Genomic DNA, 25,632 nt, shown 5'->3' with positions numbered 1-25,632 from the left:
TTTATCAATGGTTTGAATTTTTATTTCAATTTTATTGAGTCAAAATGACTTATATCTTTAAGAGTTAAAAAAACCTTTTAGAGTCAAAATGACATATACTCTTAGCTGAGACCTAAGTGATGGGGAATGGGATAGTGATTACATCGAATGACTTGCTTGAACTGGCGATTGATATGGCGCAAAACGTGACAACCAAAGACAGGTTTGATCGATTATTAAAAACCATACGCCATATCATTCCCTGTGATGCGGTGGTGTTACTAAAAAGGCAGGGTCAGGAGCTCAAACCCCTTGCTCAGACTGGGGTTAGTTCTGAGCTGTTAGGTAGGCGTTTTGACATCCTCTCTCAGCCAAGATTCGAAGCCATTAGTCAAAGCCAAACGCCTGTTCGCTTTGCCAGTGATTGTGATTTACCTGACCCTTATGACGGTATGCTTGAAGCTGTTCATGGAGACCTGCCCGTCCATGCATGTATGGGGTTTCCCTTGTATGCCGATGAGCAGCTGATTGGCATATTAACCTTAGATAGTCTGACACCTGGGGTATTTGATGAGATTCCTGTAAAAACCTTAGAAGTGATTGCAGCCGTCTCTGCGGCCAGTTTAAAAACCGCTATTCTTTTCAAAAAATTAGAGTCCCATAGCGAACATTATCAAAACCTGGTTTCTGAACTGACCCAAGAAGCCTTGATTAAAGATGGTGGCGAGCTGATTGGACAAAGCTTACCTATGCAAAAGATGCAGCAAGAAATAGGTTTAGTGGCCCCTTCTGACTTTGCTGTACTGATTGAAGGCGAGACGGGTGTGGGTAAAGAACTTGTCGCGCGTATATTGCATCGAAAGTCCACTCGAGCAAAAGGCCCTTTAGTGTATGTGAACTGTGCTGCCTTACCTGAAAACTTAATTGAAAGTGAGTTGTTTGGTCATGTTAAAGGGGCGTTTACTGGGGCTGATAAAGACAGAGCAGGTAAGTTTAGTCTAGCCAATGGCGGCACCCTCTTTTTAGATGAAATAGGAGAATTACCACTTCTTGCTCAAAGTAAACTGCTGCGGGCCCTGCAAAGCCAAGAAATACAAGTCGTTGGTAAGGATCAGGTAGAGCTGGTGGATGTACGTGTGATTGCTGCCACCAATCGAGTGCTGAAACAAGAAGTAGAAGCCAATCGCTTCCGATCAGATCTGTATCATAGATTAAGTGTATTCCCTATTTGTATCCCTCCACTAAGAGAACGGCTGGGTGATATCACTTTATTAGCGGGTTATTTTATTGAACAATCTCGGCGCAAATTAGGTATGTCTCAGCTCTTGATTGATGATGATGCTATCGCCAGTTTAGACGCTTATGATTGGCCTGGAAATGTACGCGAACTGGAGCATGTGATGAACCGAGCCGCTCTGATGGCAAGGTCTGATCAAACGCATCAAACAGGTATGGCGCGGATTAAACCCTATCATTTAGGCCAGCTTCAAGGCCATCAGACTAACGCATCATTGTCGGACTCAAAGGCAGGGTCGCTTGTGACAACTACAGCGAATGATAAAGCCTTTACTGTCTCTAATTTGAAAGCAGCAACCGCGGCTTTTCAAGCTCAAAGCATTCAGCAAGCACTGGTATTCGCTGAATATAATTGGTCTCAAGCGGCAAGAAGCCTAGAGATGGATAGAGCAAACTTGGTGCGCTTGGCAAAAAGGTTAGGTATAGAAGTGACGAAGCAGCTAAATTAGCACGCCTACTAGGTCGGCGTGCAATGAGAGTGTTATGACTAATACTTTATGATGACTCTTGCGCTTGCCTTGCTTGGCTAACTTGTCTGATACGCTCTGCAGGCACGGCAAGTTGAATCAGTAAGTATTCTTTTAAGTCTGCGTCTAAGCCCTGACTATCCATCGCCATTGCCATGCAATCTAACCAAGCCTGTTTATCTTCATCTATGACATCTAGGTGCATATGGGCCCTAGGCAATTGGATAGAGCCATATTTTTGGCTATAGAGCTTATCGCTGCCCATCCAGCCTGTTAAAAAGCGATAAAGCTTGTCGATAGATAACTCAGTATCGGCTGGGTGCATATCATAAAGGCGCTTGAATTGAGGTTCTGTCCCCATAAAGTGAAAGAAGTCTGATACAAGAGCATGCAGCCCTTCTTTACCTCCTACGGCTTGAAAAGTGCTGTCGCCTTCACCATAGGTTGGTTTTTGCTCAGTCATTTTTTGGCTCTTTGTTGGCGTCTGTGTCGGCATTTTTTAAATCATCACTGGCTGATGCTGGTACCGCGTTTTTCGCTTTTTTCTCGGCATCCATTTTAATGGAATTTCTAAAACCACCTATGGCTGCTAACACACCGATAATAGCGCTCATGTAATGAGGGATTTGAAACAGCATGGTGATACTGACAAACACAATACCAACGGCTAGACCTTCCAATAAAGGCTTCATGTACTTTTTCATAGCGAAACTCCAAAATTTGATTATGTGGCTGAGCCATCATTTTGCGCTATTTTAATCAAAACTGAGTGTGAATGCTCGTCTTCCTTGGGCATGAAGTGAATGGAGCTCGATTTGTGGATAACCTAAACTGAATGCCAGTAAAAAAATATGTGGATAAATAACATACTAATTCACATTATATCTGGTATATCGAGAATAAAGGCTCAAATCGATGAACAAACTTGTGAGTAATTGAATGTTTTATCCACAATGAAAACGAAACTTCTAGCCAAAATAGGGGTTTTTTAAGTATAAATAGCCCTCTTTTAGCAAGATACTCTTACTTTTTCCAAGGCCTTGATTGAAATATGTCCTTCTTCCTTACGCTTTTGCCCACCTTTAAAAAAGAAAAAAAACTTAATAAACGTATATGGCATATGGCATGGCCACCTATGTTATCCAATATTACGACGCCCTTATTAGGTTTGGTGGATACGGCTGTGGTTGGACACCTTGCCAATGAAAGCCATCTTGGTGCTGTGGCAATTGGCGCAAGTATCTTTAGTTTGGTGTTTTGGGCCTTTGGTTTTTTGCGCATGGGCTCGACTGGGTTAACCGCCCAAGCGCTTGGTCGTAAGGATGAGCAAAGGGTTCTAGAGCTGTTATTACAGTCAGTTTTGTTAGGGATCTTGATAGGCTTACTGCTTATTTTATTTAAGGAACCCATCATTGATGTCATGTTATGGATGATGTCTCCCAGTGCACAAGTAGAACCTTGGGCAAGGTTGTATTGCGAAGTGCGTATTTTAAGTGCTCCTGCGGTCTTGGCAGGTTATGCCGTGGTTGGCTGGTTTTATGGAGTGCAAAATGCCCGTGGACCACTGTGGATCATGTTATTAATTAATGTGGTTAATATGGTGCTGGATTATTACGCTGTTTATCATTTAGATATGGCCAGCGATGGTGTGGCCTGGGCGACCGTTATTTCGCAATATACAGGTTTAGCTTTGGCCTTGTATTTAGCCAGTAAGCAATTGAAAAAGCTGAATATTAATCTCTCCGCTCAGGTTGCAAAAAGCCTATTAAAATTCTCTGAATACATTGCTCTAATTCAGGTAAATCGCTATTTATTTGTACGAACCATCTTGTTATTAACCGTGGGTATTTTCTTTACTGCCCAAGGCTCAGCTCAAGGGGATAATATTCTCGCTGCCAATGCGGTATTACTGACCTTCTTAATGATCATCTCTAATGCTTTAGACGGTTTTGCTTTTTCTGTCGAAGCCTTATGTGGCGAGGCGATCGGTCAAAAAGACAGAACACAGTTTGAAAAGGTAGTGCTCTTATCCAGTGTGTGGGCACTGATTGCAGCGGTAGGATTAGTTCTTATTTTCTGGCTCTTTGGCAACCAGATAGTGTCTTTATTAACCAGTATCGAGTCGGTTAAAAGCATCGCGGCGATATATTTACCTTGGTTGGTTATCTTCCCGCTGCTGGGTATTTGGTCCTTCATGCTAGATGGCGTGTTTATTGGTGCGACTGAAGTAAAGCAGATGCAAGATGCCATGATAGTGTCAGTCGTGCTTGTCTTCTTCCCTTGTTGGTATATCACGCAGCAATTAGGCATGGGTAACCATGGTCTCTGGTTTAGTCAGGCCGCTTTATTCGTCGCCCGTGGCATCAGTATGTACTGGCTATATCGTCGCAATTTGGCACAAGGTAAGTGGTTTTCGAAAGTGAATTAAGTAAATTCTGACTTCTTTTTATATAATTTGTTATTGGCCTGATTAACAGGCCTGAATTTTTATATATGGGAAGCAGAATGCCTAACCTTAAGCGCGAGAAAATGGCTGAAAATAATGGCACTAAGTTTAGAAAGCTGAAATCCATGAGAAGTATCTTATCTAAGCCCTTCCTTACTATGGGCTTCTTCTCTTTGCTTTTTCACGCAAATATAATGGCTCAGCCCATATCATATGACATAGGTTTGCCAGAATTTATTTTAAAAAATAGCCCTGCTCTCATTTTTCAAATTAAGCATCAATCAGGGGTAGGGCTGGACAGCCTTAAAATTCAACTCGCCTCTTTAGGCTGTGATGAGGCTTTATTAGCAGATAAGGCTTTGCTTGAGCAACAAGATAATTATGCTTTTTTCCTTTATTTAATGGGGAAAATTAATGCTTGTGAGCAGCAAGGTGAAGCTCAAAACAAGCCAGAAATTGAAACGCTATTAGAAGATAAAACGCCCTATTTATTAGTTGCTGAAACTAACCTAGATGCTCCTATGTCTTATTTTGGCCATTCATTACTACTCTTCTTAGATGAAGATGATTTTTACTTCTCTCCGGTTTTGTCTGTGCTTGCGCCGTTAGAAAGCAAACAGTTATTCTCACAGACAATAAAAGGCGGCTTTGGGAGCATTAATGCTGAAATCAATCTCACCCCTTTGCACCAGGTCATCTCTTTTTATAATCACTATGAATCACGCTCATTACGTTTTATTAAGCTGTCGAAAGAGCAGTTTGAAAACCAAAAGTTGATTCAATACTTTGCGCAAAAACTGCTAGAAGCTAAGACTAAACCCTTGTCCTATAACTTCTTTTTAAATAATTGTGCGACTTATATTTATCACTCGTTAGATTATGCTTGTGATTGTCTTGATGAGGATAAAACGATTATCTCGCCTGCCTTGATAGAGGCTCAAGTTTATCAAGCTGCCCCAAAAAGTCAGGTATTTGAACTCAGCTCTTTATTGACCCAATTTAATCGTAAGTACCAAGTATTGAATGATTTTGAGCAACTAGCGGTTCGCCAAATGGTGCAAAAACAAGGGTTTCAATATCAAGGAATACATCAAGATTTAGGGGATGTTGCTGTGCTTGCTAGTCGCTTAGGGGTTGAAACTTATAAGAATACTTATCCTTCATATTCGGGCTTAATCGATACTTATGGTAATCAAACAAACTTGTTAAAGAGCTTCCCAAAAGCTGTCCCAGTGATTGATGAAGACAAAGATAAGCTGAATCTTTCATCCGTTGGACTCAGTTTCAATCAAGATGAATCAGGATTACATCTGGCCTTAGTGGACTACCGTAAATTTTATCAAAGAGAAACATTCTTTAATGCTGAATACCTTAAAGCAGCCAGTATAGAGATTATCGAACGAGAGGGTTCTTATCGACTTGAGGATTTGAGCCTAATCGATATTGGCCGGCTACAACCTATTAATTTTATTACAAAAAAAACTTCATGGGCTTTAAAAATAGGCACGGAGCGTAATCAAGATGATGAGCTTAGAGGTGTTTTTCGGCTTGGCTTAGGCGCTAGTGTGTCTTTATTTGAAGCAAAATTTTATCTGCTGCCATCCTTAGAAATAACTGACTCGACTCGGGTGCCTGTCTATTCTGGTTTTGAAGCCAATATGGGTTTTGCCTCGTTAGCTTATGAGAATAAAGACCTTATTGATCATGAGTTAAGCCTTTATAAAAGGCTCAATTCTGCTTTCGCTCTTGAGTATCAGGCGGTGAAACAGGAAAGCGAAGAAACAAGTCACACTGCTTCCGTGTTTTACTACTTTTAAAGCCTTTCTTAAAGCAATAAAAAACGAGCTCTAACATGAGGTTAGCGCTCGTTTTTTTATGCTAAGTGCTTTTATCGACTTTTTTGACGACTTTTTTATCGATACTGCTTCTAGGTGATTTTTAGGCGATTTTTAGGCAATAAAGTTCATGTATAAGCCGACAATACAGATGATCAAAAGGGCATAACCTAGGACTCTAAAAAAGACTTTACTGTCCTTTGCTTGGATATGATTATGAAACTTCTGTCCTAATAAATGACCAATAAAGGCACAGGGTAATAGCCAAATTTGATGGATTAACTGTAGGTCGATACCAGCGATTAAAAAGGAAACCATTTTAATCATGACTAGGATAAACCAGAGGACAAATAAGGTATCTCTCAATTGATGGCGGGCCACATGCGTGCCATACACAGCCACAATTAAGGGGGCGCCGATTAAGGACGTACCACTGACATAGCCTCCCAACATGAGAAAAATGTTATCCAGCCATTTATTATTACTTTTGAAGGGCTTATCTAAAATATAAGTAATAGCAAACAAGGTCACTATGGCAAAGATGATGCCGGTAATGAGATTAGATGGCAGAGTTAATAGGCCAAATACACCAATTAACTTAGGGACTATCATAATACCGAGTGACTTTTTAAGATAAGCCCAATCGATATTACTTTGTCCTTGCTCACTGCTTGCTTGTTTTTTGCTTTGCAGGTGGCCTTTGATTGCTATCCAGCTAGAAAAAATAAGTAGATGAATCGCGATAATTGGCAAATAGACTAAAGGGTCATTGTGGATTAAGAGGAGGAAAGGTAAAGCAAGAACGGCGCCGCCAAACCCTAGACCGCTTCGAACAAATCCGCTCCAGATAAAAACTAGACCTATGGCAAGGTATTGCCAAATTAATAAATCCATCATGAAAAGCTGCCCTGTTAGTAAAGCTTGATAACCTTGAATAAAGACTCTGAAGAAATAGAGGCGCATCTTAACATAGCTTTTAAAAGAGTCAGGGCCAGAGGCGCTAAGATGTGAATAAAATTCATTTAATCAGCCTGATGGCTGATTAAATGATGTGTTGAAGGTGATAAAAGCCAGCCTTAAAACGCGTTAGGTCGTTTAGGTTCTTTATAAGAGGTGTTTTGCTCAGGGTCTTGGATGCCTCCACGCCATTGTTTGTTTAGTGGGATTAATCCTGCCCAAACGGGCCATTCACTGTCTGCTTCATCATCCACAGGTCCCTCTGCTCTAATTTTTGCAGAAGCTTCATTAATAGGAATGCGTACTAAACCTGTGGCGTTTAGTTCCTGCTCAGTAACTGGCCTTAAGGTTTCCCAACGGCCTGGTGAAACCTTATCCAGGAAGAGTTTAAGATGACGCGTTTTTTCAGTCGGATCTGTGACGGCTTCTGGGATGCCAAATAAAGTCACGGAGCGATAGTTGACCGAGTGATGCATTGCCGATCGAGCCATGACTAGGGCATCTAAATGAGTCACATTGATACACACAGGTTGAGCAAGGCTATTTTTAACATTTCGAGCCGAAGCTAAGCCATGCCAGTAAAAGTAATCACCCTCTCGCCAATGGCAGGTCGGCACGACAAAGGGCTGACCATCAATACTTTGCGCCACATGGCACATGAGCGACTGATCTAAAATATCCAGTATGGTTTGCTTATCATAGCTGGCACGTTTTGCGCCTCGTCTAACCTTACTCTTGCTGCTCTTTAAGCTATCGTTTTTTAAGCTATCGGCCTTTAAGCTGTTGTTCTCGAATGAAGTTTGGCTCATTTTTACTCCTTATACGCTTATTCTGTTTCGTATTTTGATAGCTTTAAATTAAGGTTGTTACGTACCGCTGGCCATTCGCTTTGAATAATGGAGAAACACACAGTATCTCGAAGGGAACCATCTGGCATAATCTGATGATTTCGTAAAATACCGTCTTGCTTTGCCCCTAATCGTTTAATCGCCGCCCTTGATGCATGGTTCATAAAGTGAGTTTGAAACTCCACAGCGATGGCCTGACTTTCTTCAAATAAATGCTTTAATAACAATATCTTGCATCGTGTATTAACACTGGTTCTACGGGCTTTAGGACAATACCAGGTGTAGCCTATCATGGCTCTTCTATGGCTTGCTTTAATGTCGTAAAAGCGAGTGCAACCCAATAGCTCTCCTGTGCTTTTTTCTTTTACCACAAAGCATATTTGATCCTTGGCAGATAATGCCTGTTCAACATATGAAGCGGCCTTATCCTTGTTAGGAATGCTGGTAAACCAAAGTTGTTGAGAGTCTTGGTTGGAAACCGCTTCTGCAATATCTTGTGCATGATGAGGCTCAAGCCTTTCAAGTAATAGATAAGCATCTTCCAGTTTGTTGACATCAAGCCACATATTTATTTCCTTCTGTATCTAATATTTAATTTACTGTAAAACTGTAGTTAAAGAATTTTGTCCCTTGCTCAAATCCAATTTTTTCGTATAGGGCCTGTGCCTTGACGTTATCTTTCGCCGTACTTAGATCAACACGTATGGCTTCTTGCTCTTTAGCAAAGGCTTTTACTCGGCTGATCAAGGCTTCGGCGACCCCTTTTTGTCTATGTTCTGGCACAACAAACAAATCATTTAACACAATAATCTTGCCTAAAGAGACTGAGGAAAAGCTGGTGTAATTCAGTACAAATCCCTGTGCTTCTTGGTGCTCGTCGTAGGCGATAAAAATATCTGCTTCTTGTTTGTCTAACCGCTCTTTTAAATAAGCACGGTATTTATTGGGATTAGAGGCTTGCTCATAAAACACCATATATTGATTAAACAAGGCCGTAACTTGGTTTAATTCTGCTAATGTAACCGGGCTAATTAATGTGCTCATAAAACTCTCTCTTTCTCTTGAGTCAGTATTGAAAAGGCTTGATCAGGATAAGTAAGTCTGGATATATTAAAAATATCCAGAATCGATAATAAAAGGCATACCAGTTGGTTTCTTCAAATGCAGTGCTTAGACTTTCCATTGATCATCAATCCCCTCTTGCTCGCTATCGCCAATTGCTGGAGCAATTCAAAATCTTGTTCAGGGATAAGCATTTAGGTGAAGGGGATAAATTGCCATCAAGTCGTGAACTGGCTGCCATGCTAGGCATTTCTCGATCAACCACCATCAAGGTCTACGACATTCTATTGAGTGAAGGCTTTCTTGTGAGTCAGCCTAAAAAAGGGCTTTATGTGGCGCATATGGCTTCCTTACTGCCGGGGGAGTTAGTTCACAATAAGGCGTCTATTAAGGCTCAGTCTCAACCTGACTCAGTGGCGTCTATAGAGCTTAACTCGGGCATTGATGTGAGCGCATTTCCTAATAAAGCTTGGGCAGCTTCAATGCGACGTAGCTGGCTCAACCCTGATATCGGTGTGATTCAAGGGGCATATCATGATGGTTTACCTAAGCTACAAGAGTATTTAGCTGAATATCTGGCGAATGTGCGTGGGCTTGATTGCGATGCAGAGCAAATCATTATCACTTCTGGCAATCGAGATGCTTTAAGTATTCTGAGTCATGCCTTGTTATCAGATCACCCTGAAACAGGCCGTGTTTGGCTTGAGAATCCGTGTTTTCCCGCCATGTCGCGTTTTTTCCATTGGTTAGGTCGAGATTTAAAACCTTTAGCTGTGGACCAAGAAGGAGCTCAAACCCCCTTAGCGGATTTATCTGAAGCAAATAAGGTACATCTGGCGCTGATTACGCCTAATAGACAATATCCTTTAGGTGTTGCCATGAGCTCCTTAAGACGACAGTCCTGGTTGTCCTTATTAGCCCAAGCAAATAAAGCAAGAGTAGAGCAAAACAGTGTTAAGGACGCTGGGCTTTGGGTGATAGAAGATGATTATGACAATGAGTTTTATTACCAAGGCAGGCTAGGCGTCCCCTTGATGAACCTAGATGAAAGTCGGCGTACGTTTCTTTTAGGCAGCTTCTCCAAGGTCATGTTTAGAGGTTTACGTCTAGGTTATATTGTGTCGCCAAAAGAGCATGTTAAGCGTATCAAAGAAAGTCAAAGACAGTTGGGGCCAAGTGCGTCTTTGCCCATGCAATCGGCCCTATTAGACTTTATGGAATACGGGCATTTTAATGCGCATTTACGCCGTATGAGACGACTATATCGAGATAAGCGAGATTATCTTGATGCCCAAATAGAGGCCTATTTAGGGGCTTATTGTGACTGGCAAAAACCGAATGGTGGAATGCATACACTTGTATATATTAAAGATAAATGGATACAAAAGTATTTATCGATTAGCCTCCAAAAGACGTCATATCTGGATGTGGCCTTGATGGAATCTCTATTGAAACAAACCGTTTTAGTCTCGGCCCTGAGCCCCTATTATTTTGATAAAAGCTTTGACAAAAGCTTTGATAAAAACAATGTAAAGCAAGGGTTTGTATTAGGTTTTACTGAGCCAAGTAAAGAGGACATTGAAATCGTATTAACCCATGTTAGGCAGGTATTTGAAAACTTACTCGCCGATTAATGGCATCGATTAAAAAATGGAAACGCTAAAGCGTCGAGCCGAGTTTGACCTTGGTTCGACGCTTTCGTTTATTGCTAGCTTGCTTTTTCCTGTTCCATCGCGCTTTCAACAGGTAGCTTTTGTAACACATAGCTTCCTGGTGCCGCACCAAGTGAGGCTTCTTTTGCAACCTTTCTCGCGGGTACTTTTTCCGCTGTGTCCTGCTCTTCACTCCAGGCTTGCCAGTGAGTCCACCAAGAGCCTGTATGATGCTCTGCTGACTTCACCCAAGTTTGCGCATCTTGGGCGTTGATATCACCACCTGCCCAATAGCCATACTTGTTTTTTGCTGGTGGATTAATCACACCGGCAATATGGCCTGATTCCCCTAATACAAAGGTTACCTTACCTTTTAGGTACTTACTGCCGGTGAAGGTGCTTTCCCAGCCTGCAATATGGTCATCTTTTGCGGATAAGAAATAAACCGGCACCTTGATCTTAGAAAGATCAATACCAACTCCGTCAATTTCTATGCCTTTAGGTTCTTTTAATAGGTTATTTAGGTAAAGTTTGCGCAGAATATCATTATGACAAGCGGCTGCAATATTGGTCGAATCACTGTTCCAATAAAGTAGATCAAAGTCTAAAGGGCTTTCGCCTTTTAGATAATTCTTCACATAATAATTCCAGAACAGGCTGTTTTCGCGTAATAAGCTAAAGGTAGATTCGATCAGGCGACCGTCCATATAGCCACGTATTTTATTCTGGGTTTCTATCGCTGTAATGGTTGGCTCATTGATGAAAACCCCAATTTCCCCTGGGTTACTAAACTCAAGCATGGTGGTTAAGAGCGTCATACTCTTGATACGCTGTTTCATGCGTTTACTGACCATGTAAGCCGCTGTTGTTGCAAGCAGCATACCGCCAACACAATAGCCAATCGCATTAACATGCTGTTCGCCAGTAAGGTCTTCAATTTTCTCTAGGGCAGGGATAACACCCTTGGTTGCATAATGTCCAAACTCATAATCTGCGAGTGATTCGTCAGGGTTAACCCAAGAAATCATAAAGACACTGTGACCTTGTCCAACCAGCCAACGTACTAAGGAGTTTTGCTCGCGCATATCCATTACATAGTACTTATTGATAAAGGGTGGCACGATTAAGATAGGCCGCTTAGCGACTGTATCTGTACTTGGGTGGTATTGTAGTAATTCAATGAGCTCATTTTGAAACACGACTTCACCTGGGGTGGAAGCCAGATCTGTGCCCACTTTAAAGGCATCTCTATTGGTTAAACGCACTTTTAATACATCGGCGCTTAAGGTCATGTCTTCTTGTAGTTGCTCCATCCCTTTAACTAAATTTTCCCCTTTAGATTCAAAAGTTAAACGAATTAATTCAGGGTTTGTAGAGAGAAAATTAGTGGGTGATAAAGCATTAATCATTTGGCGCGTAAAAAAGTTTAAACGTTCTTTAGTCGATTTTTCGAGGCTGTTAGAGTTATCTATCATCTGCAGCATGTTACGACTAAATAACAGGTAAGATTGTTTTAGAACATTAAATAAGACTTGCTCTTTCCAAGCCGGATCATCAAAGCGTTTATCGCCTTTTTCTATGCTGATAGCATCATCTATTTCTGGATGAACAGCTTGCATCAGGGAGGTTTGCCAAATGTTCATTTGGTCGTGCCACCATTGAATTTGGGTATCCATCATCTTGAGCGGATTTTGTGCGGCTTCTTCAACCCATTGTCCTAAATCTTGGCTATTTAGCTGGACTAATGCTTCTTGCATTGGGTTATTGATAGGCTTTTGCTGCATACTTTTTACCATGGCAGCATTGCACTCACACAGTTTTTCGAATATCTCTCCATACATATTAGGGCTGAACATTTGCACCTCCTGATTTGCTGTGCGTGCAGCGCATCTTGAAAAAGATGGCAGGCAGTAAAGTTTACTGCCCCGCCACCTACACGGGATTGGAATTAAGCAGTGGGTGCTGCTTTTTTCATGGCTGTTGCCGCTAATTCATCCAAATTACCTTTGAATGATTGAGCGATATCAGACATGCGTTTTCCGTCTTCAATTAGCGATTGGCTTAGTTCAGTGAAAGTTTCAGCTTGCTTGGTATTGAACTCAATTAAGCTTGTAACGTCCTTAACGGCAGTTGCATTCTTAATTTGATTAAGGCCAATATCAGCGTATTTTTTCATCGCTTCAAGCTGTAAGTTGGTGGTCTCTTCGATGTTTTTTACTAGCATTTCGTTATAGCTAGTAAAAGGGGACATCATGTTTTCTGTTTGTGAAGAAAAAGTTTTAAATAGTTCGCTATACATACTGAATCACTCCTAATTGCTCGTATACGATAGTTTTGATCTTAGATCACTTAAAATTTCCATAAACCGTATCTATCTCATGCATCTTACTTGTTGGGATGAAGGTGTTTCTGGCCCAGTACTTTTTTCTGATTTCTCTTAATCCTAGGTCATGCCTAGATCACACAATCAAGTAAGGCTTTGATTTGCAAAGCAAACCAAACTGGTTTCGATCAATGCATATATTGTCCACCATTGATCGATAATGTCTCTCCGGTAATAAATCCACTTTCTTTATCTGCCAAGTAGGCAACCGCAGCAGCGACTTCTTTTGGTTCCGCTAAACGATTAACCGGAATTTGTGCCGTAATGGATTCAATGACGGCGGGTTTTAATTCTTCCACCATAGGGGTTTTGGTATAACCTGGAGCCACCGCATTGACGGTCACCCCTTTACGAGCACCTTCCATTGCCAGTGCTTTAGTAAAACCTATCATGCCTGCTTTTGCTGCCGCGTAATTAGTTTGGCCAAACTGACCTTTTAATCCATTGATAGAAGAAATATTAATAATTCTGCCATAACCACGTTCACACATGGCATTAAATACTGGCTGGCTTACGTTAAATAAACTATTTAGATTGGTATCAATAACATCACGCCACTGAGAATAGTCCATCTTTTTAAACTGAGTATCTCGTGTAATACCCGCGTTATTGACTAATACATCAAAATGACCTAGTTCCTTATGAAGTTTATCCAGCTCAAGTGAACATTCTTCATTATTTGTGACATCCATAAACGCAAATTTTACTGAGTCTTTATCAATATCATAATCGCTCAACCATTGGCTTAGAACCTCCGCTGGCTTATTGCGACATATGGCGACGACTAGGTAGCCCTCATCGATTAACTTTTTACATGTAATGCTACCTATTCCGCCAATAGCACCAGTTACTAAAGCAATAGGAGTAAAGTTATTCATAATTCCATCCTTTGACTAGTTGTCAGACTGAGTTGTTTATTGATAAATCGACTGCACCATTTATACGTATAAAATATTTCAATTTATTGACATCTAAAGTCAGGCAATTTATAAGCCATTTCCAATAAATAGCGTAATATTTTATTTATATAACGATTATTTCAAGCATAAATTCTAAATAAAAACATGATGTTATGAAGATAAAAATTGTTTAAATAATTATTTAAAAATAATTTTATCTATATAAAAATCCTTATTTTAAAAATATTAAAAGGCACAATATTAGTGCATTTTAATGTATGTAAATTATTGTTTTTAAAATGAGCGTTTATTCATATTTCAATTATAAAAATTCTTTATATGAGTGAATTTAAAATGGCTGCTCATTATATTTAATTCAGATGACAATATGATTTTAATTATATAAAAGTCATGGGATATAGAGTTTGATTCAAATGATGATACTGGTTAAAAAGCACAAAAAATTACGACACTTTTCTTTTACTCGTAATAAAGCGCTTTTTAGTTCTTTGTGAAAGTGAGGGAAAATGCGAAAAAGCCCTCCCGCTTCAGCGTGTGGACAAAATCCCCTAGATTTATAGCGAGGAGCGCAACTTAATTGCAGGTTCCTTATTCTATTGATATGACTGAGAAGAGATGACTTATATCGCAGGTCTTTTTAAATAAAGTCACGCCCTATTTGAAAACTCAGTTATCATAGCATCCGCTAGTTCTTACAAGGTTCACCGCTTTTATTTAAAATTTTTTGAGGACAAAAACACTATGTTTAAGCAATTGCTTACCTTTGTAACCCTAACCATCAGTACACTACTTAGTTTTAATGCCACTGCTGCTGGGAATATGGGCCTTATGATAATGGATGCTCAAGCGAGAGCCATGCCACCAGGTGCAAAAAACAGTGCCGCCTACTTTACCCTAATGAACCATAAGCAAGAGGCGATCAGTTTAATTAGCGCTAAAAGTGATGTCTCTAAGGTCACTGAATTTCATAATCACTTGATGATTGATGGCGCTATGAGTATGCGAAAAGTGCCTAGCATTGATGTGGCCGCGGGTGAAAGTTTAGATTTTCAGCCGGGGGGCTTTCATGTGATGCTAATCGGTCTAACGAAAAACCTAAAACCGGGTGAGCAGGTGAGTATTCAGCTCAATCTAGCCAATGGTGAAAGTATGATAGTGAAAGCAGATATTGTGATGCCGGATGAAATTAAAATGCCATCAACATCAGGTAAACATGATAAGCATTCAATGAATCATTAAGACGCTACTTTATTTATGACTAATGAAGCCCTGATCCAGTCAGGGCTTTTTTTATGCTCTGAATAAGCTTGTCTTTATCTGACTATTTTTGGGCTAGATATCCCTTATTTGTTGCTAAACGAGTATGATGAGTTTGCTCTATCTCAGTCGGTGAATAAGCGCTAGATTGAGTCAGTTTTTCCATTAATACAGGCTTGTGCCACTTAATTATTCCTTCCTAGACTTGGTTAGAAAGTAGATAGTTTTCATGACAGATAAAAATCGACACTTTATTTTTGGCTATGGCAGTTTAATCAATGCCACAAGCCGTGCTAAAACCGGCGAAACAGGGCAAGTTTGGCCTGTCAAAATTGCAGGCTACCAAAGAAATTGGTCTGTTATGTCAACTGAGTTTGGCATGAGTTCAGTGGCGGTTATTCCCTTAAAAGGGGCTTACTGTAATGGGGTGCTAATCGAAATTAATGAATCTGAAATTCCGTCTTTTGATGAAAGAGAAAGGGGCTATGAACGCTCTCAAATTCAGTCTGAACAACTAAGTGCTTATCAAGGACAGGCTTTACCAAAAGGGACCATTTGGATTTACCATAGTCATGAAATTGCACAACCAACACAGGAATGCCCTATTGCTCTGAGTTATGTGGATGTGATTTTATCTGGCTGTTTGGAGCTAGGTGAAAGTTTTGTTCAAGACTTTTTATCCCTTACCCAAGGCTGGCACTCCCCCTTAATTAATGACAGGCAGACGCCTCGTTATCCTAGAGTTCAACCAGAGTTAAATACACAGGTATTAATCCCTCTGCTTGAGCCTGTAACTAATATATCTAAACAAGAGTTATCTATATCCTATGAGTCTTAATTCTACCAGCTTACTGCTTGAGCGATCTGCATCACAATTTACAGGCAAGGTATTGTTTGCCAATCCAGAGGATAGCTTCCCTCTGACCTTGCTTGAGCAAGCTGACTGTTACGCTTGGTGTCAATCCAAGACAGTGTTTAATCAATTGTCTCGCGCGGGTATGGATGAGAGCAAAATGGCTTTTGCAGCCACTTGGGAACATGACGCTGTCGATTTTGACCATATCATTATTTATCAACCAAAAGCGAAAGAGCTATTAGATTATCTGCTTGCTGCGTGTTTGCCTCTATTAAAAATGGGTGGACAGGTTTGGTTAGTTGGAGATAACAAAAGCGGTGTTAAGTCGGCTTATAAAAAACTCAATACTGGTCTAGAAAATGTTGGCAAGGTAGAAGGTGCCAAACACTGTTTATTGTATGTGGGTGATAAACAAGCAGAAGCCCCAGCGTTTAACTATGAAAGCTGGGTAAAAACCTGGACTCAAGAGGTTGCGGGCAAACGCATTATTCTTAAAAGCTTACCGGGTGTGTTTGGCCATGGTAAGTTGGATTTAGGCACCAAACTATTCTTAGAGCAGCTTGATCAACATCGATTTATGAGCCAAGTGAGTGATGCCCGCATGCTAGATTTTGGCTGTGGTGACGGTATCATTTCTATTTGGCTGGCTATGCATACTAATGCGCGTATTACGGCATTGGATGATAGTGCGTTGGCAATTGCAGCAACCAAAATGAGTTGTGAAGCCAATGGTGTGTCAGAAAAAATGACCTTCTTAGGCTCTAATGGTCTGACTGAAGTGAAAGGGAGATTTAATTATATTTTCTCTAACCCGCCTTTTCACAAGGGAACAGATACGGATTACTCGATTGCCGAGAATTTTATTTTAAATGCCAAACAACATTTAACCTTAAATGGTGAGCTGTTTATCGTTGCCAATGATTTCTTGCGTTACCCATCCATCATAGATGCGGCGTTAGGCACGCATACTCGCCTTAATCGAGCTCAAGGCTTTGCGATTTATCAAGCTCGTCAGAAGAAGCCTAAATAAGGCTTCAGGCGCTCTCAAGATATAAAAAAAGCGGTTTGCTTAAAACAAACCGCTTTTTTATTGTCCGTCATTTAGATCAGAGCTTAACTTTTAAATAAACTCTGCTAAACGGCCTTCTTCAACCGCATGACACGCAATCATTTGGTTTTCAGCTGCTTTTAAAACAGGTGCGACCTGATTGCATTTGTCATTCGCATGCATACAGCGGCCATGGAAAGCGCAACCAGCTGGTGGGTTTAAAGGCGAAGGTAACTCTCCTTCAAGCTTGATGCGAGTACGACGCTTATCTGCATTGAGTTGAGGTGTACTGGATAGCAGGGCTTGGGTATAAGGATGTTTAGGTGAGTTAAAAATATCCTCTTTCTTACCTTGCTCAACGACCTTGCCAAGATACATAACAATGACTTCATCTGCGATATGTTCAACAACAGATAAGTCATGAGAAACAAAGACATAGCTCAAGCCAAACTCTTGTTGCAAGTCCATCATTAAATTAAGCACTTGAGCTTGTACTGATACATCAAGGGCGGATACAGGCTCATCAGCGACGATAATGTTAGGGTCTAGCATTAGGCCTCTAGCAATGGCGATACGCTGACGTTGACCACCGGAGAACATATGAGGGTATCTGTCATAATGTTCTTCTTTGAGGCCTACTTTAGCCATCATGTTCAAGGCTTTGGCTTTACGCTCTGCTTTGCCCATCTTGCTATTAATTACCAAAGGTTCTTCGAGAATCGTACCGATTTTTTTCCTTGGATTCAGTGAGCCGTAAGGGTTTTGGAAAATAATCTGAATTTTTTGACGCAGTTTTTCTTGCTCAGATTTATTCAAGTTAAGTAGGTCAGCCCCTTCAAAGTCGATCTCGCCCGCTGTGGGTGTTTCTATCATAGTCAGCATGCGACCTAGAGTTGATTTACCACAACCTGATTCACCAACAACAGCCAGTGTACGCCCTTTTTCTAAGGTAAAACTGACGCCGTCTACTGCTTTTACGACAGCATCATCTTTAAATAAGCCCTGTTTAACTTGGTAATGTTGCTTTAATTCGCTGGCTTTAAGAATGACCTCAGCCGATGTATTTAACTGGCTCATAGACTTGGTCTCCCTTCTTGATTTAGAGGTGTGTGACATTTAACTTGACGATCCAGATCCCCTTGGGTCGCAGGTTCAATCTCACGACATTCTGCATTAGCATAAGGGCAACGTGGGCTTAATAAGCAACCTTTAGGTCTGTCATATTGGCCTGGTACGACACCTGGTAATGCCTCTAGTCGAGAAGCACCACTTGATGATTCTGGTAACGACTTTAATAGCGCTTGAGTATAAGGATGCTTTGGGCTTTTAAATACTTCACTCGCTGGACCTGACTCAACAATTTGACCGGCATACATCACGATAACCTTATGAGCCACTTCAGCAACCAGAGCAAGATCGTGGGTAATCAAAACCAAGCCCATTTTCTTTTTGCGTTGCAGATCGATAAGCAAATCAATGATTTGCGCTTGAATGGTGACATCCAAGGCTGTAGTTGGCTCGTCAGCAATTAAAAGCTTAGGGTTACAGGCAATTGCCATGGCAATCATAATACGTTGGCTCATACCACCTGATAGTTGGTGTGGGTATGCACTTAAACGTGTTTCAGGAGCAGGAATACCCACTTGAGTAAGTAGTTCTATGGTACGTGCTTTAAGCTCTTTTTTACTGCCACCCTGATGGGTTTTTAATGCTTCCATGATCTGATAACCCACGTTAAAACAAGGGTTTAGGCTTGTCATAGGGTCTTGGAATATCATAGCAATATCTGAGCCAGTTAACTGACGTCTTTTCTTCTCAGGCATGCTGAGTAGATCTTGTTGCTGAAAGCTGAGCTCTTTCGCTTCTACCTTACCTGGGAAGTCAATCAAGCCCATGATAGATAGAGAGCTGACACTTTTACCTGAGCCAGATTCTCCTACTATACCTAATACTTCGCCTTCTTCTACTTTGTAACTAATATTGTCTACCGCTTTGAATTTACCAAAGGTGACGGAAAGATTTTCGAGTTGTAACAGTGACATACAAGCAACCTCCTACTGTTTCAACTTAGGATCAAGAGCGTCGCGCAAACCATCGCCCATGAGGTTAAAGGCTAATACTGTGATCAGTATCATAAGACCTGGGAAGGTAACGACCCACCAAGCACGTTGTACAAACTGCAAGGCATCCGCCAGCATGCTACCCCATTCTGGAATAGGTGGCTGTGCTCCTAGACCTAGAAAGCCAAGGGCTGCCATATCAAGAATGGCGCTGGAGAAACCCAGTGTTGCCTGTACGATTAAAGGTGCTAAGCAGTTAGGTAAAACGCATACAAACATAAGGCGAAGCGGACTTGCGCCTAATACTCGAGAGGAAGTGACATAGTCTTTACTCATCTCAGCTAAGGTTGCGGCACGCGTTAACCTGACATAGTGAGGTAAAGAGACCACCGAAATGGCTAATGCTGCGTTGACTATGCTGGGCCCTAAAACCGCAACAATAGCGATTGCTAACAGTAAGCTAGGCATCGCCAGCATAATATCGACGATACGCATAATGGCTGTATCGATAATGCCGCGGTTATAACCGGCGATTAAGCCAAGAAAGATGCCGACAACCAAGGACGCCGATACTGCAACTAGTCCGACAGAAAGTGACAATCTGGCACCATGCATAAGACGCGATAAAATATCACGGCCAACGTCATCAGTACCTAAGATATATTGCCAGTTTCCACCTTCAAGCCATGCGGGAGGCAGTAGTAGCGCCGAGCGGTTTTGTATGGATGGCGTGTGGGGCGCGATCCAATCGGCAAAAAGGGCCATAAAACAGATAAAAACAATAAAGATAAAACCAGCGAGTGCGCCTTTGTTTGCACTGAAATAATGCCAAAACTCTTGAAATGGCGTCATAGGTGCAGGTGCATTATCGTAAGCTGCGTTTTGTTCTTTTGTGCTTGCTCTGTCAGATGTTTGTGTTTGATTCATCATTTATTCCTAGTGACTTTTCCTAATTGCATTGATGAGTAATTAATTACTGTGTCGAATGCGCGGGTTAATGATGCCGTAGGTCAGGTCGACTAACAGGTTAACTATGATAATGATGGTGGCAACGATCAGTATGCCCCCTTGAACAACGGGATAATCACGACGTCCAATAGACTCAATGAGCCATTTACCAATACCTGGCCATGCAAAAACGGTTTCTGTCAAAATGGCACCACTTAATAGAATACCAACTTGAAGACCGATAACGGTTATCACAGGAATAAGGGCATTACGTAAGGCATGTATAACGATCACACGCCAAGGCGCGATGCCTTTAGAGCGAGCGGTACGGATATAGTCTTCGCTTAAGACTTCAAGCATAGAAGAGCGTGTCATACGGGCGATTACTGCCATAGGAATCGTGCCGAGTACGATACTAGGTAGTATTAGATGAGAAACGGCTGAACTGAATGCGCCTTCTTCATCCGATAATAGAGAGTCAATCAACATAAAGCCGGTGACATCTTCAATCCAAAAAACGACATCTATTCGCCCCGATACAGGGGTCCAGCCCAGATTAACGGAGAAAACCAGCATGAGTAGCAGTGCCCACCAGAAAATAGGCATGGAGTACCCGGTTAATGAAAATGTCATCACCGAGTGATCAAATAGGGTTCCTCGTCTTACCGCCGCAATAATGCCTGCTGGTAATCCGACTAAGACAGCAAAGATAGCGGCACAAAAAGCCAGCTCGACTGTGGCGGGAAATAGGGTTAAAAATTCACTTAAGACGGGTTCACGGGTTACCAGTGAGTTGCCCAAATCACCCTGAAATATGCCTTTTACGTATTGGAAGTATTGAATGTAGAGTGGCTGATCTAAGCCTAATTCTGCACTCAAAATGGCGTGTCTCTCCGCTGAAACGCCACGCTCTCCAGCCATCACCTCAATAGGGTCACCTGGAATAAGTCGAATAAGAGTAAAAGTCAGTAATGTAATACCAATAAAGGTTGGTATGACTAAGCTGAGTCGTTTGAAAATAAATTGGAACATAGTGAATCTCTAGATGGTGAGTTTCTTTGTAAGAAACAGATCTCTAAGAAAAGGAGGGGTAATAAAAAAACTGGAGAACCAAGCCCCACGCCTGATTCCCCAGAATTCTTGCTACTACTTCTCTAAACTAACGTTATAGAAGTGGTGACCGCCAAGTGGGTCGATTTTGTAGCCTTTAACTTCTTTGCGAATTGGTTCGTACACAACAGAGTGTGCCACTGTGATCCAAGGCGCTTCTTGCTTGAAGATTTGTTGCGCTTCTTCATAGTAAGCAGTACGTTGAGATTGGTCAGAGGTTTTCTTCGCTTTGATCAATAGGTTGTCAAAGTCAGTGTTACACCACTGCGCACGGTTAGAGCCCCCTACGCCGTCACAACCAAGTAGTACATATAGGAAGTTATCTGGATCACCATTATCACCAGTCCAACCTAGTAGTACGGTATCATGTTCACCTTTCTTAGAGCGGTTTAGGTATTCACCCCACTCGTAAGATTTGATTTCAGCTTTAACGCCAACTTTAGCCCAATCTTCCTGTATAACTTCCGCCATACGACGCGCATTTGGGTTATAAGGACGTTGTACTGGCATAGCCCAGATATCTGTGCTGAAACCATTTTCATAACCCGCTTCTTTCAACAATTGCTTAGCTTTAACTGGGTCATAGTTGTAATCAATAACCTTGTCATTGTAAGACCACATTGTTGGTGGCAGTGGGTTTTTCGCGATTTTACCAGCACCTTGGAAAACGGTATCGATAATCGCTTGTTTGTTAGTCGCATAGTTCAATGCTTGACGTACTTTCGAGCTGGTGAAAGGTGCTTTTTGTGTATTAAAACCTAGGTAACCAACGTTTAGGCCTTCTTGGCTCATCAAGTTGATGTTTGGATCATTTTTCATTTGATCCAAGTCAGCCGGGTTTGGATAAGGCATAGCGTGACACTCGCCCGCTTTCAGCTTAGCGTAACGCACAGATGCATCCGGTGTAATGGCAAACACTAGACGATCAATTTGTGCTTTACCTTTCCAGTAGTCTTTAAAGGCGGTGTAACGAATCAAAGAGTCTTTTTGGTACTGAACTTTTTGGAAAGGACCCGTCGCAACAGGGTTGATGTCTAGTTGCTCTGGTGTGCCTTTTTTCATCAAGTAATCTGCTTGTTCAGCAGAGAAGATAGAGGCAAAGTCCATGGCTAGGTTAGCTAGGAAAGGCGCTTCTGGCTGGTTAAGCTCAAATTTTACTGTGTAGTCATCTACACGAGTAATATCTTTGATCAGGCTGTCCATACCCATACCTGTGAAGTACTCATAAGAGCCGCCAGATACTTTATGGTAAGGGTGGTTTGTGTCCCACTGACGTGCAAATGTGAAGATGACATCATCAGCATTAAAGTCACGTGTTGGTTTGAATGTTTTTGAAGAATGGAACTTTACACCTTTACGTAGGTGGAAAGTATAGGTTTTACCGTCCTCAGAAACTTCATAACTTTCAGCAAGACCAGGCTCTGTTTGAGTGGTACCTAGTTTAAATTCAAGTAAGCGGTTGAACATGCTTTTTGATGAGGCATCAAAGGTTGTGCCGGCTGTGTAAAAAGCGGGGTTGAAACCTTCTGGGCTACCTTCAGAGCAATAAACAAAGGTAGATGCGGCATTTGCTGATGTTGAAATTGCAGAGGAGGCTAAAATAGCCAGCGACAATGCTGTTAACCCTTTTTTCATTTTCTATCTCCAAAACTTATTGTTATGCGAAAAACGAAGAAGTCGAATCAGGTGTTACTTTTGATATGTAATTTTTATAGAAGGAAGTTCGGCCTGAACTTAAACTGAAGCACCCTACTTCGCACTTCGACATACAAAGTAGGGTGGTAAAGTTCTCATCCTTGAGCCCTCTTTAGCTCAGATCTAACCTCTCCTATGCAGAGATAAGATCTAAAGCCTGTTCGAAGACTACTCAAGCCCATCGCCAAGACCAATCGAAATAACGATATGCGCTATGCACATAATGAATAGGAATAATGAATAGGTCAGTTGTAAGTAAGAGATTTAAAGGCTTAAGAGGAAATTGAAAAAACATAGAAAGTGTCTAAATTTATTCAGTTTTTAGTCAGTTACTGCCACTAAACAGAAATATTTGCTCTAATTTCATGTTTTTCAACAAACTTTTAGTAGCTGCTTGATCTCTTGAAATGTGTTTTTTAGAGCATGGATTGAGAATTTTAAAAGATGTTCTCGCTTTATCATGTTTTTGTCATCATGTCGGTATCAGATGATTTTTCACTCAGATTGTATGGTCAAGCCTGTGGATAAAAATGTTAACGAAATAATCCGTTCGTATAAAAAATATACACAAAACGAATGCTGACTTGTTGGGAGGTAAAAAGAGGTAGAAGAGATTCTATCGGCAATTAGCTAAAGGTAAGTGCTTACTTATAAGTAAATCTTAACCTATATAATAAAGGTTTATATTGATGCTAAAAAAAATGAATGAGAACTAAAACTTATTAGGTCTAGCTCTCATTAACTTTTTTCTAACCTTTAAAACAAGGGCTTAGCCCTTAAAACTGTCAGACACAATAGAGCAAAGCGCTGAGGCTAGTAGGCTATTCCCGTCTGTATCAAGGTGAACCCCATCTTGTACGCTGGGCTGTAGGAGTCCGGCTGCATTGACAAAAAGGCAGTCATTTTTAATGGCTACCTTTTGGTAGGCTTGATGTAAATCACGTGATTTTTCTACGCCACCTTTAAACACCTCTGCGGCTTCGCCTTTTGGGGATAAAATAGTGGGAGGCGCAACTATGAGGATTTTAGGGGTTGGAAATTCATGCTCATTGGGTTGTCTCACTTTTTTGATTATTTGCTCTACCCCTTTAGCCGCTTCATACGCGCTAGCATTAAAGTAGCGTTTTAAATCATTTGTGCCCAGCATGACAATGAGAAGGTCAACGGGCCCAAAAATTTCCATGGCTGAATTGACGTACTTGGCCCCATTTCGACCCTCGTTAAAAGGGTCGTCCCACATGGTGGTTCTTCCTGGTAGGCCGAAATTGATAACATTATGATGATTGCCTAAAAGCTCGTTGAGTATTTCTGGCCATCGGCAATGGGGTGGAAAACGGCCACCATAGGGTGATCCACCCCAAGTAAGCGAGTCGCCATAGCATAATATTGTTGCCATACCTTACCTCCAAACTGCAATTATCTAATTGTTCTTTATAGTGTAGCTAGCAAATTTGAACTGGGTAAAATAAAAGCGTAAAAGAATAGGCCTAATGGCGGGGAGCCTTCATGATACAGGCATTTTGAAGGTTAGTTATTGGCTTGCTATTAGCTAGATAAGGATAGCTCTGAATGGCATGAAACCTGATTTCGACCATTGCTTTTAGCATGATATAAGGCTTGATCTGATTGATTAATAATATCCTCAATCTCAACATCCTCTATTGCTTGATGGGCAACACCAAAGCTGAGCGAAAGGTTAAAGTTTTGTCCATTAATCTGGTATTGGTTGTGATAGATGGACTCTCTTAAAGCGTTGGCGATGAGGTTGGCTTGGTTAATAGAGCTATCAAAAAGTGCAATGACAAACTCCTCCCCTCCCCATCTAGCAACCAAGCTCTCTTTGCTAAAATGTGCTTTTGTATGCTGTTTAAGCTGAAGGGCAATTTTTTCTAAAACCTGATCACCATAAATATGACCATGATTATCATTAATGGTTTTGAAATAATCGATATCGCAGGAGATAACGGCAACCTCTTTATAACGGGTCGATTTATTTTGATAGAGGCTAAAAAACCCTCGACGGTTTAAAAGGCCGGTTAGAGAATCCTGTTTGCTGAGGTTTCGTATGGCTTTGTAATGGGCAAAGCTAAAAGCCGTCATTATGCCGACACTATTAAGGATAATCGCTATGGTATGGGCCACGACTAAGAAGCCAAGGGCCAAGATAGGCTCTATTTTATCAATCAGTAAATACAGTCTAAAAGCTTCAGAGATTAGGATAATAGTGTGAGCAACAACACAGATAATATGGCCAAAGTTGTTACTATTTCTAAATGCTTTATAAAAGATAAAGGCGAAATAGCCATAAACTACGCTGGTCATTAAGGTTTGGGCGTAGCTACGTAGACTCATACTATCACTGGCACCGGGTGACCAATAAATGATTAAGTAGGAAATTACAAAGGCGCTTAAAAAGTAGATATTAGGTCGTTTCTTTAGAAACTGGCAACTGGCAACATAGTAACTCAACATACCCAGATAAAAGAGCAAGGCCGCAAACGCTATCGGCGCGTTTATAAAGCCAAAAACCCTGCCAATATAGAGTATCCAAGCAGCACCAAAAATCAGGAATGAAATGCCATAAAGACTTAAACTGTCTTTTTCATCACGATAATAAGCGATAACATTGATGAGTATGATGTTGGCAAAAATAATGATGCCTGTTCCTAACGTCATACTGATAGAGATGAGGTCTGAAAGCGTCATTTAAGCTCCCGTTCGAATCCTACTATAGGGACTTATTGCACTGTTGAAGTAGATTGAATGTCTCTCATCGTTTTTGTTAAGAGACGAAAGTTTGATCAAGGTGCTAT

23 protein-coding genes are annotated in these 25,632 nt (G+C 41.2%); 7 read left to right on the top strand and 16 right to left on the bottom strand.

Annotation, left to right across the window (positions count from 1 at the left end):
• The first annotated feature begins 134 nt into the window (after nucleotides 1–134).
• Nucleotides 135–1,724 carry a nitric oxide reductase transcriptional regulator NorR gene (gene norR / locus MED121_RS13860; RefSeq protein ID WP_242603208.1) on the top strand — a complete coding sequence of 530 codons (1,590 nt, stop codon included), beginning with the start codon at nucleotides 135–137 and terminating at the stop codon, nucleotides 1,722–1,724.
• Nucleotides 1,725–1,770: 46 nt separating this feature from the next.
• Here norR and MED121_RS13855 read toward each other — a convergent pair whose 3' ends face one another.
• Complete coding sequence (locus MED121_RS13855) at nucleotides 1,771–2,205, bottom strand: group II truncated hemoglobin (RefSeq protein ID WP_009834342.1); 435 nt, start codon at nucleotides 2,203–2,205, stop codon at nucleotides 1,771–1,773.
• Nucleotides 2,198–2,446 carry a hypothetical protein gene (locus MED121_RS13850; RefSeq protein WP_050764589.1) on the bottom strand — a complete coding sequence of 83 codons (249 nt, stop codon included), beginning with the start codon at nucleotides 2,444–2,446 and terminating at the stop codon, nucleotides 2,198–2,200. The genes MED121_RS13855 and MED121_RS13850 overlap by 8 nt, the downstream gene beginning before the upstream one ends.
• 431 nt (nucleotides 2,447–2,877) lie before the next feature.
• Between MED121_RS13850 and MED121_RS13845 the strand changes: the two genes are divergently transcribed.
• Complete coding sequence (locus MED121_RS13845; protein ID WP_242603207.1) at nucleotides 2,878–4,170, top strand: MATE family efflux transporter; 1,293 nt, start codon at nucleotides 2,878–2,880, stop codon at nucleotides 4,168–4,170.
• Nucleotides 4,171–4,247: 77 nt separating this feature from the next.
• Entirely contained in the window at nucleotides 4,248–6,005 is a 1,758-nt protein-coding gene (locus MED121_RS13840) for a DUF4105 domain-containing protein (protein WP_009834339.1), read from the top strand.
• 132 nt (nucleotides 6,006–6,137) lie between these two features.
• Here MED121_RS13840 and MED121_RS13835 read toward each other — a convergent pair whose 3' ends face one another.
• The 4 genes from MED121_RS13835 to MED121_RS13820 all read right to left on the bottom strand — a co-directional run bounded on the left by MED121_RS13835 (nucleotide 6,138) and on the right by MED121_RS13820 (nucleotide 8,872).
• Complete coding sequence (locus MED121_RS13835) at nucleotides 6,138–6,920, bottom strand: sulfite exporter TauE/SafE family protein (protein WP_036180768.1); 783 nt, start codon at nucleotides 6,918–6,920, stop codon at nucleotides 6,138–6,140.
• 179 nt (nucleotides 6,921–7,099) lie between these two features.
• A complete protein-coding gene (locus tag MED121_RS13830) occupies nucleotides 7,100–7,789 on the bottom strand; it encodes a pyridoxamine 5'-phosphate oxidase family protein (protein ID WP_009834337.1) in 690 nt (229 codons plus the stop codon).
• Between the two features lie 17 nt (nucleotides 7,790–7,806).
• The gene (locus MED121_RS13825) at nucleotides 7,807–8,394 is read right to left on the bottom strand and encodes a GNAT family protein (RefSeq protein ID WP_009834336.1); all 588 of its coding nucleotides are present in this window, start codon (nucleotides 8,392–8,394) and stop codon (nucleotides 7,807–7,809) included.
• Nucleotides 8,395–8,419: 25 nt separating this feature from the next.
• On the bottom strand, nucleotides 8,420–8,872 hold the full coding sequence (locus tag MED121_RS13820; RefSeq protein ID WP_009834335.1) for a GNAT family N-acetyltransferase: 453 nt from the start codon (nucleotides 8,870–8,872) through the stop codon (nucleotides 8,420–8,422).
• 104 nt (nucleotides 8,873–8,976) lie between these two features.
• Between MED121_RS13820 and MED121_RS13815 the strand changes: the two genes are divergently transcribed.
• On the top strand, nucleotides 8,977–10,524 hold the full coding sequence (locus MED121_RS13815) for a PLP-dependent aminotransferase family protein (RefSeq protein WP_009834334.1): 1,548 nt from the start codon (nucleotides 8,977–8,979) through the stop codon (nucleotides 10,522–10,524).
• A gap of 74 nt (nucleotides 10,525–10,598) precedes the next feature.
• Here MED121_RS13815 and phaC read toward each other — a convergent pair whose 3' ends face one another.
• From phaC to MED121_RS13800, 3 genes are all read right to left on the bottom strand, one after another.
• Nucleotides 10,599–12,398, bottom strand: a complete 1,800-nt coding sequence (gene phaC, locus MED121_RS13810; protein ID WP_009834333.1) for a class I poly(R)-hydroxyalkanoic acid synthase — start codon at nucleotides 12,396–12,398, stop codon at nucleotides 10,599–10,601.
• A 92-nt stretch (nucleotides 12,399–12,490) separates the two neighbouring features.
• Complete coding sequence (locus MED121_RS13805) at nucleotides 12,491–12,841, bottom strand: phasin family protein (RefSeq protein WP_009834332.1); 351 nt, start codon at nucleotides 12,839–12,841, stop codon at nucleotides 12,491–12,493.
• A 212-nt stretch (nucleotides 12,842–13,053) separates the two neighbouring features.
• Nucleotides 13,054–13,803, bottom strand: a complete 750-nt coding sequence (locus MED121_RS13800) for an SDR family oxidoreductase (RefSeq protein WP_009834331.1) — start codon at nucleotides 13,801–13,803, stop codon at nucleotides 13,054–13,056.
• Nucleotides 13,804–14,586: 783 nt separating this feature from the next.
• Here MED121_RS13800 and MED121_RS13795 point away from each other — a divergent pair.
• The 3 genes from MED121_RS13795 (at nucleotide 14,587) to MED121_RS13785 (ending at nucleotide 16,988) form a co-directional block, all read left to right on the top strand.
• Nucleotides 14,587–15,084 carry a copper chaperone PCu(A)C gene (locus tag MED121_RS13795; protein WP_009834330.1) on the top strand — a complete coding sequence of 166 codons (498 nt, stop codon included), beginning with the start codon at nucleotides 14,587–14,589 and terminating at the stop codon, nucleotides 15,082–15,084.
• 247 nt (nucleotides 15,085–15,331) lie between these two features.
• On the top strand, nucleotides 15,332–15,940 hold the full coding sequence (locus MED121_RS13790; protein ID WP_009834329.1) for a gamma-glutamylcyclotransferase family protein: 609 nt from the start codon (nucleotides 15,332–15,334) through the stop codon (nucleotides 15,938–15,940).
• Nucleotides 15,930–16,988 carry a class I SAM-dependent methyltransferase gene (locus tag MED121_RS13785; protein WP_009834328.1) on the top strand — a complete coding sequence of 353 codons (1,059 nt, stop codon included), beginning with the start codon at nucleotides 15,930–15,932 and terminating at the stop codon, nucleotides 16,986–16,988. The genes MED121_RS13790 and MED121_RS13785 overlap by 11 nt, the downstream gene beginning before the upstream one ends.
• A gap of 90 nt (nucleotides 16,989–17,078) precedes the next feature.
• Here the strand turns inward: MED121_RS13785 and MED121_RS13780 are convergent, their stop codons facing one another.
• From MED121_RS13780 to MED121_RS23765, 7 genes are all read right to left on the bottom strand, one after another.
• The gene (locus MED121_RS13780; RefSeq protein WP_009834327.1) at nucleotides 17,079–18,083 is read right to left on the bottom strand and encodes a peptide ABC transporter ATP-binding protein; all 1,005 of its coding nucleotides are present in this window, start codon (nucleotides 18,081–18,083) and stop codon (nucleotides 17,079–17,081) included.
• Nucleotides 18,080–19,048: a dipeptide ABC transporter ATP-binding protein gene (dppD, locus tag MED121_RS13775; RefSeq protein WP_009834326.1), complete on the bottom strand. Its 969-nt coding sequence runs from the start codon at nucleotides 19,046–19,048 to the stop codon at nucleotides 18,080–18,082. Before dppD ends, MED121_RS13780 begins: the two co-directional genes overlap by 4 nt.
• Nucleotides 19,049–19,060: 12 nt before the next feature.
• Complete coding sequence (gene dppC / locus MED121_RS13770) at nucleotides 19,061–19,996, bottom strand: dipeptide ABC transporter permease DppC (RefSeq protein ID WP_009834325.1); 936 nt, start codon at nucleotides 19,994–19,996, stop codon at nucleotides 19,061–19,063.
• A 39-nt stretch (nucleotides 19,997–20,035) separates the two neighbouring features.
• Nucleotides 20,036–21,046, bottom strand: coding sequence for an ABC transporter permease subunit (locus MED121_RS13765; RefSeq protein ID WP_009834324.1), 1,011 nt, complete (start codon nucleotides 21,044–21,046; stop codon nucleotides 20,036–20,038).
• A gap of 114 nt (nucleotides 21,047–21,160) precedes the next feature.
• On the bottom strand, nucleotides 21,161–22,759 hold the full coding sequence (locus MED121_RS13760) for an ABC transporter substrate-binding protein (protein WP_009834323.1): 1,599 nt from the start codon (nucleotides 22,757–22,759) through the stop codon (nucleotides 21,161–21,163).
• A gap of 829 nt (nucleotides 22,760–23,588) precedes the next feature.
• Nucleotides 23,589–24,215: an SGNH/GDSL hydrolase family protein gene (locus tag MED121_RS13755; RefSeq protein WP_009834322.1), complete on the bottom strand. Its 627-nt coding sequence runs from the start codon at nucleotides 24,213–24,215 to the stop codon at nucleotides 23,589–23,591.
• 149 nt (nucleotides 24,216–24,364) lie between these two features.
• Nucleotides 24,365–25,525: a GGDEF domain-containing protein gene (locus tag MED121_RS23765; protein WP_009834321.1), complete on the bottom strand. Its 1,161-nt coding sequence runs from the start codon at nucleotides 25,523–25,525 to the stop codon at nucleotides 24,365–24,367.
• Nucleotides 25,526–25,632: the final 107 nt, after the last annotated feature.

The sequence above is a fragment of the Marinomonas sp. MED121 genome (assembly GCF_000153025.1).
Taxonomy (GTDB): Bacteria; Pseudomonadota; Gammaproteobacteria; order Pseudomonadales; family Marinomonadaceae; genus Marinomonas.
The sequence above is the reverse complement of the archived record's forward strand: the minus strand, read 5'-3'. Positions and strand labels throughout refer to the sequence as shown.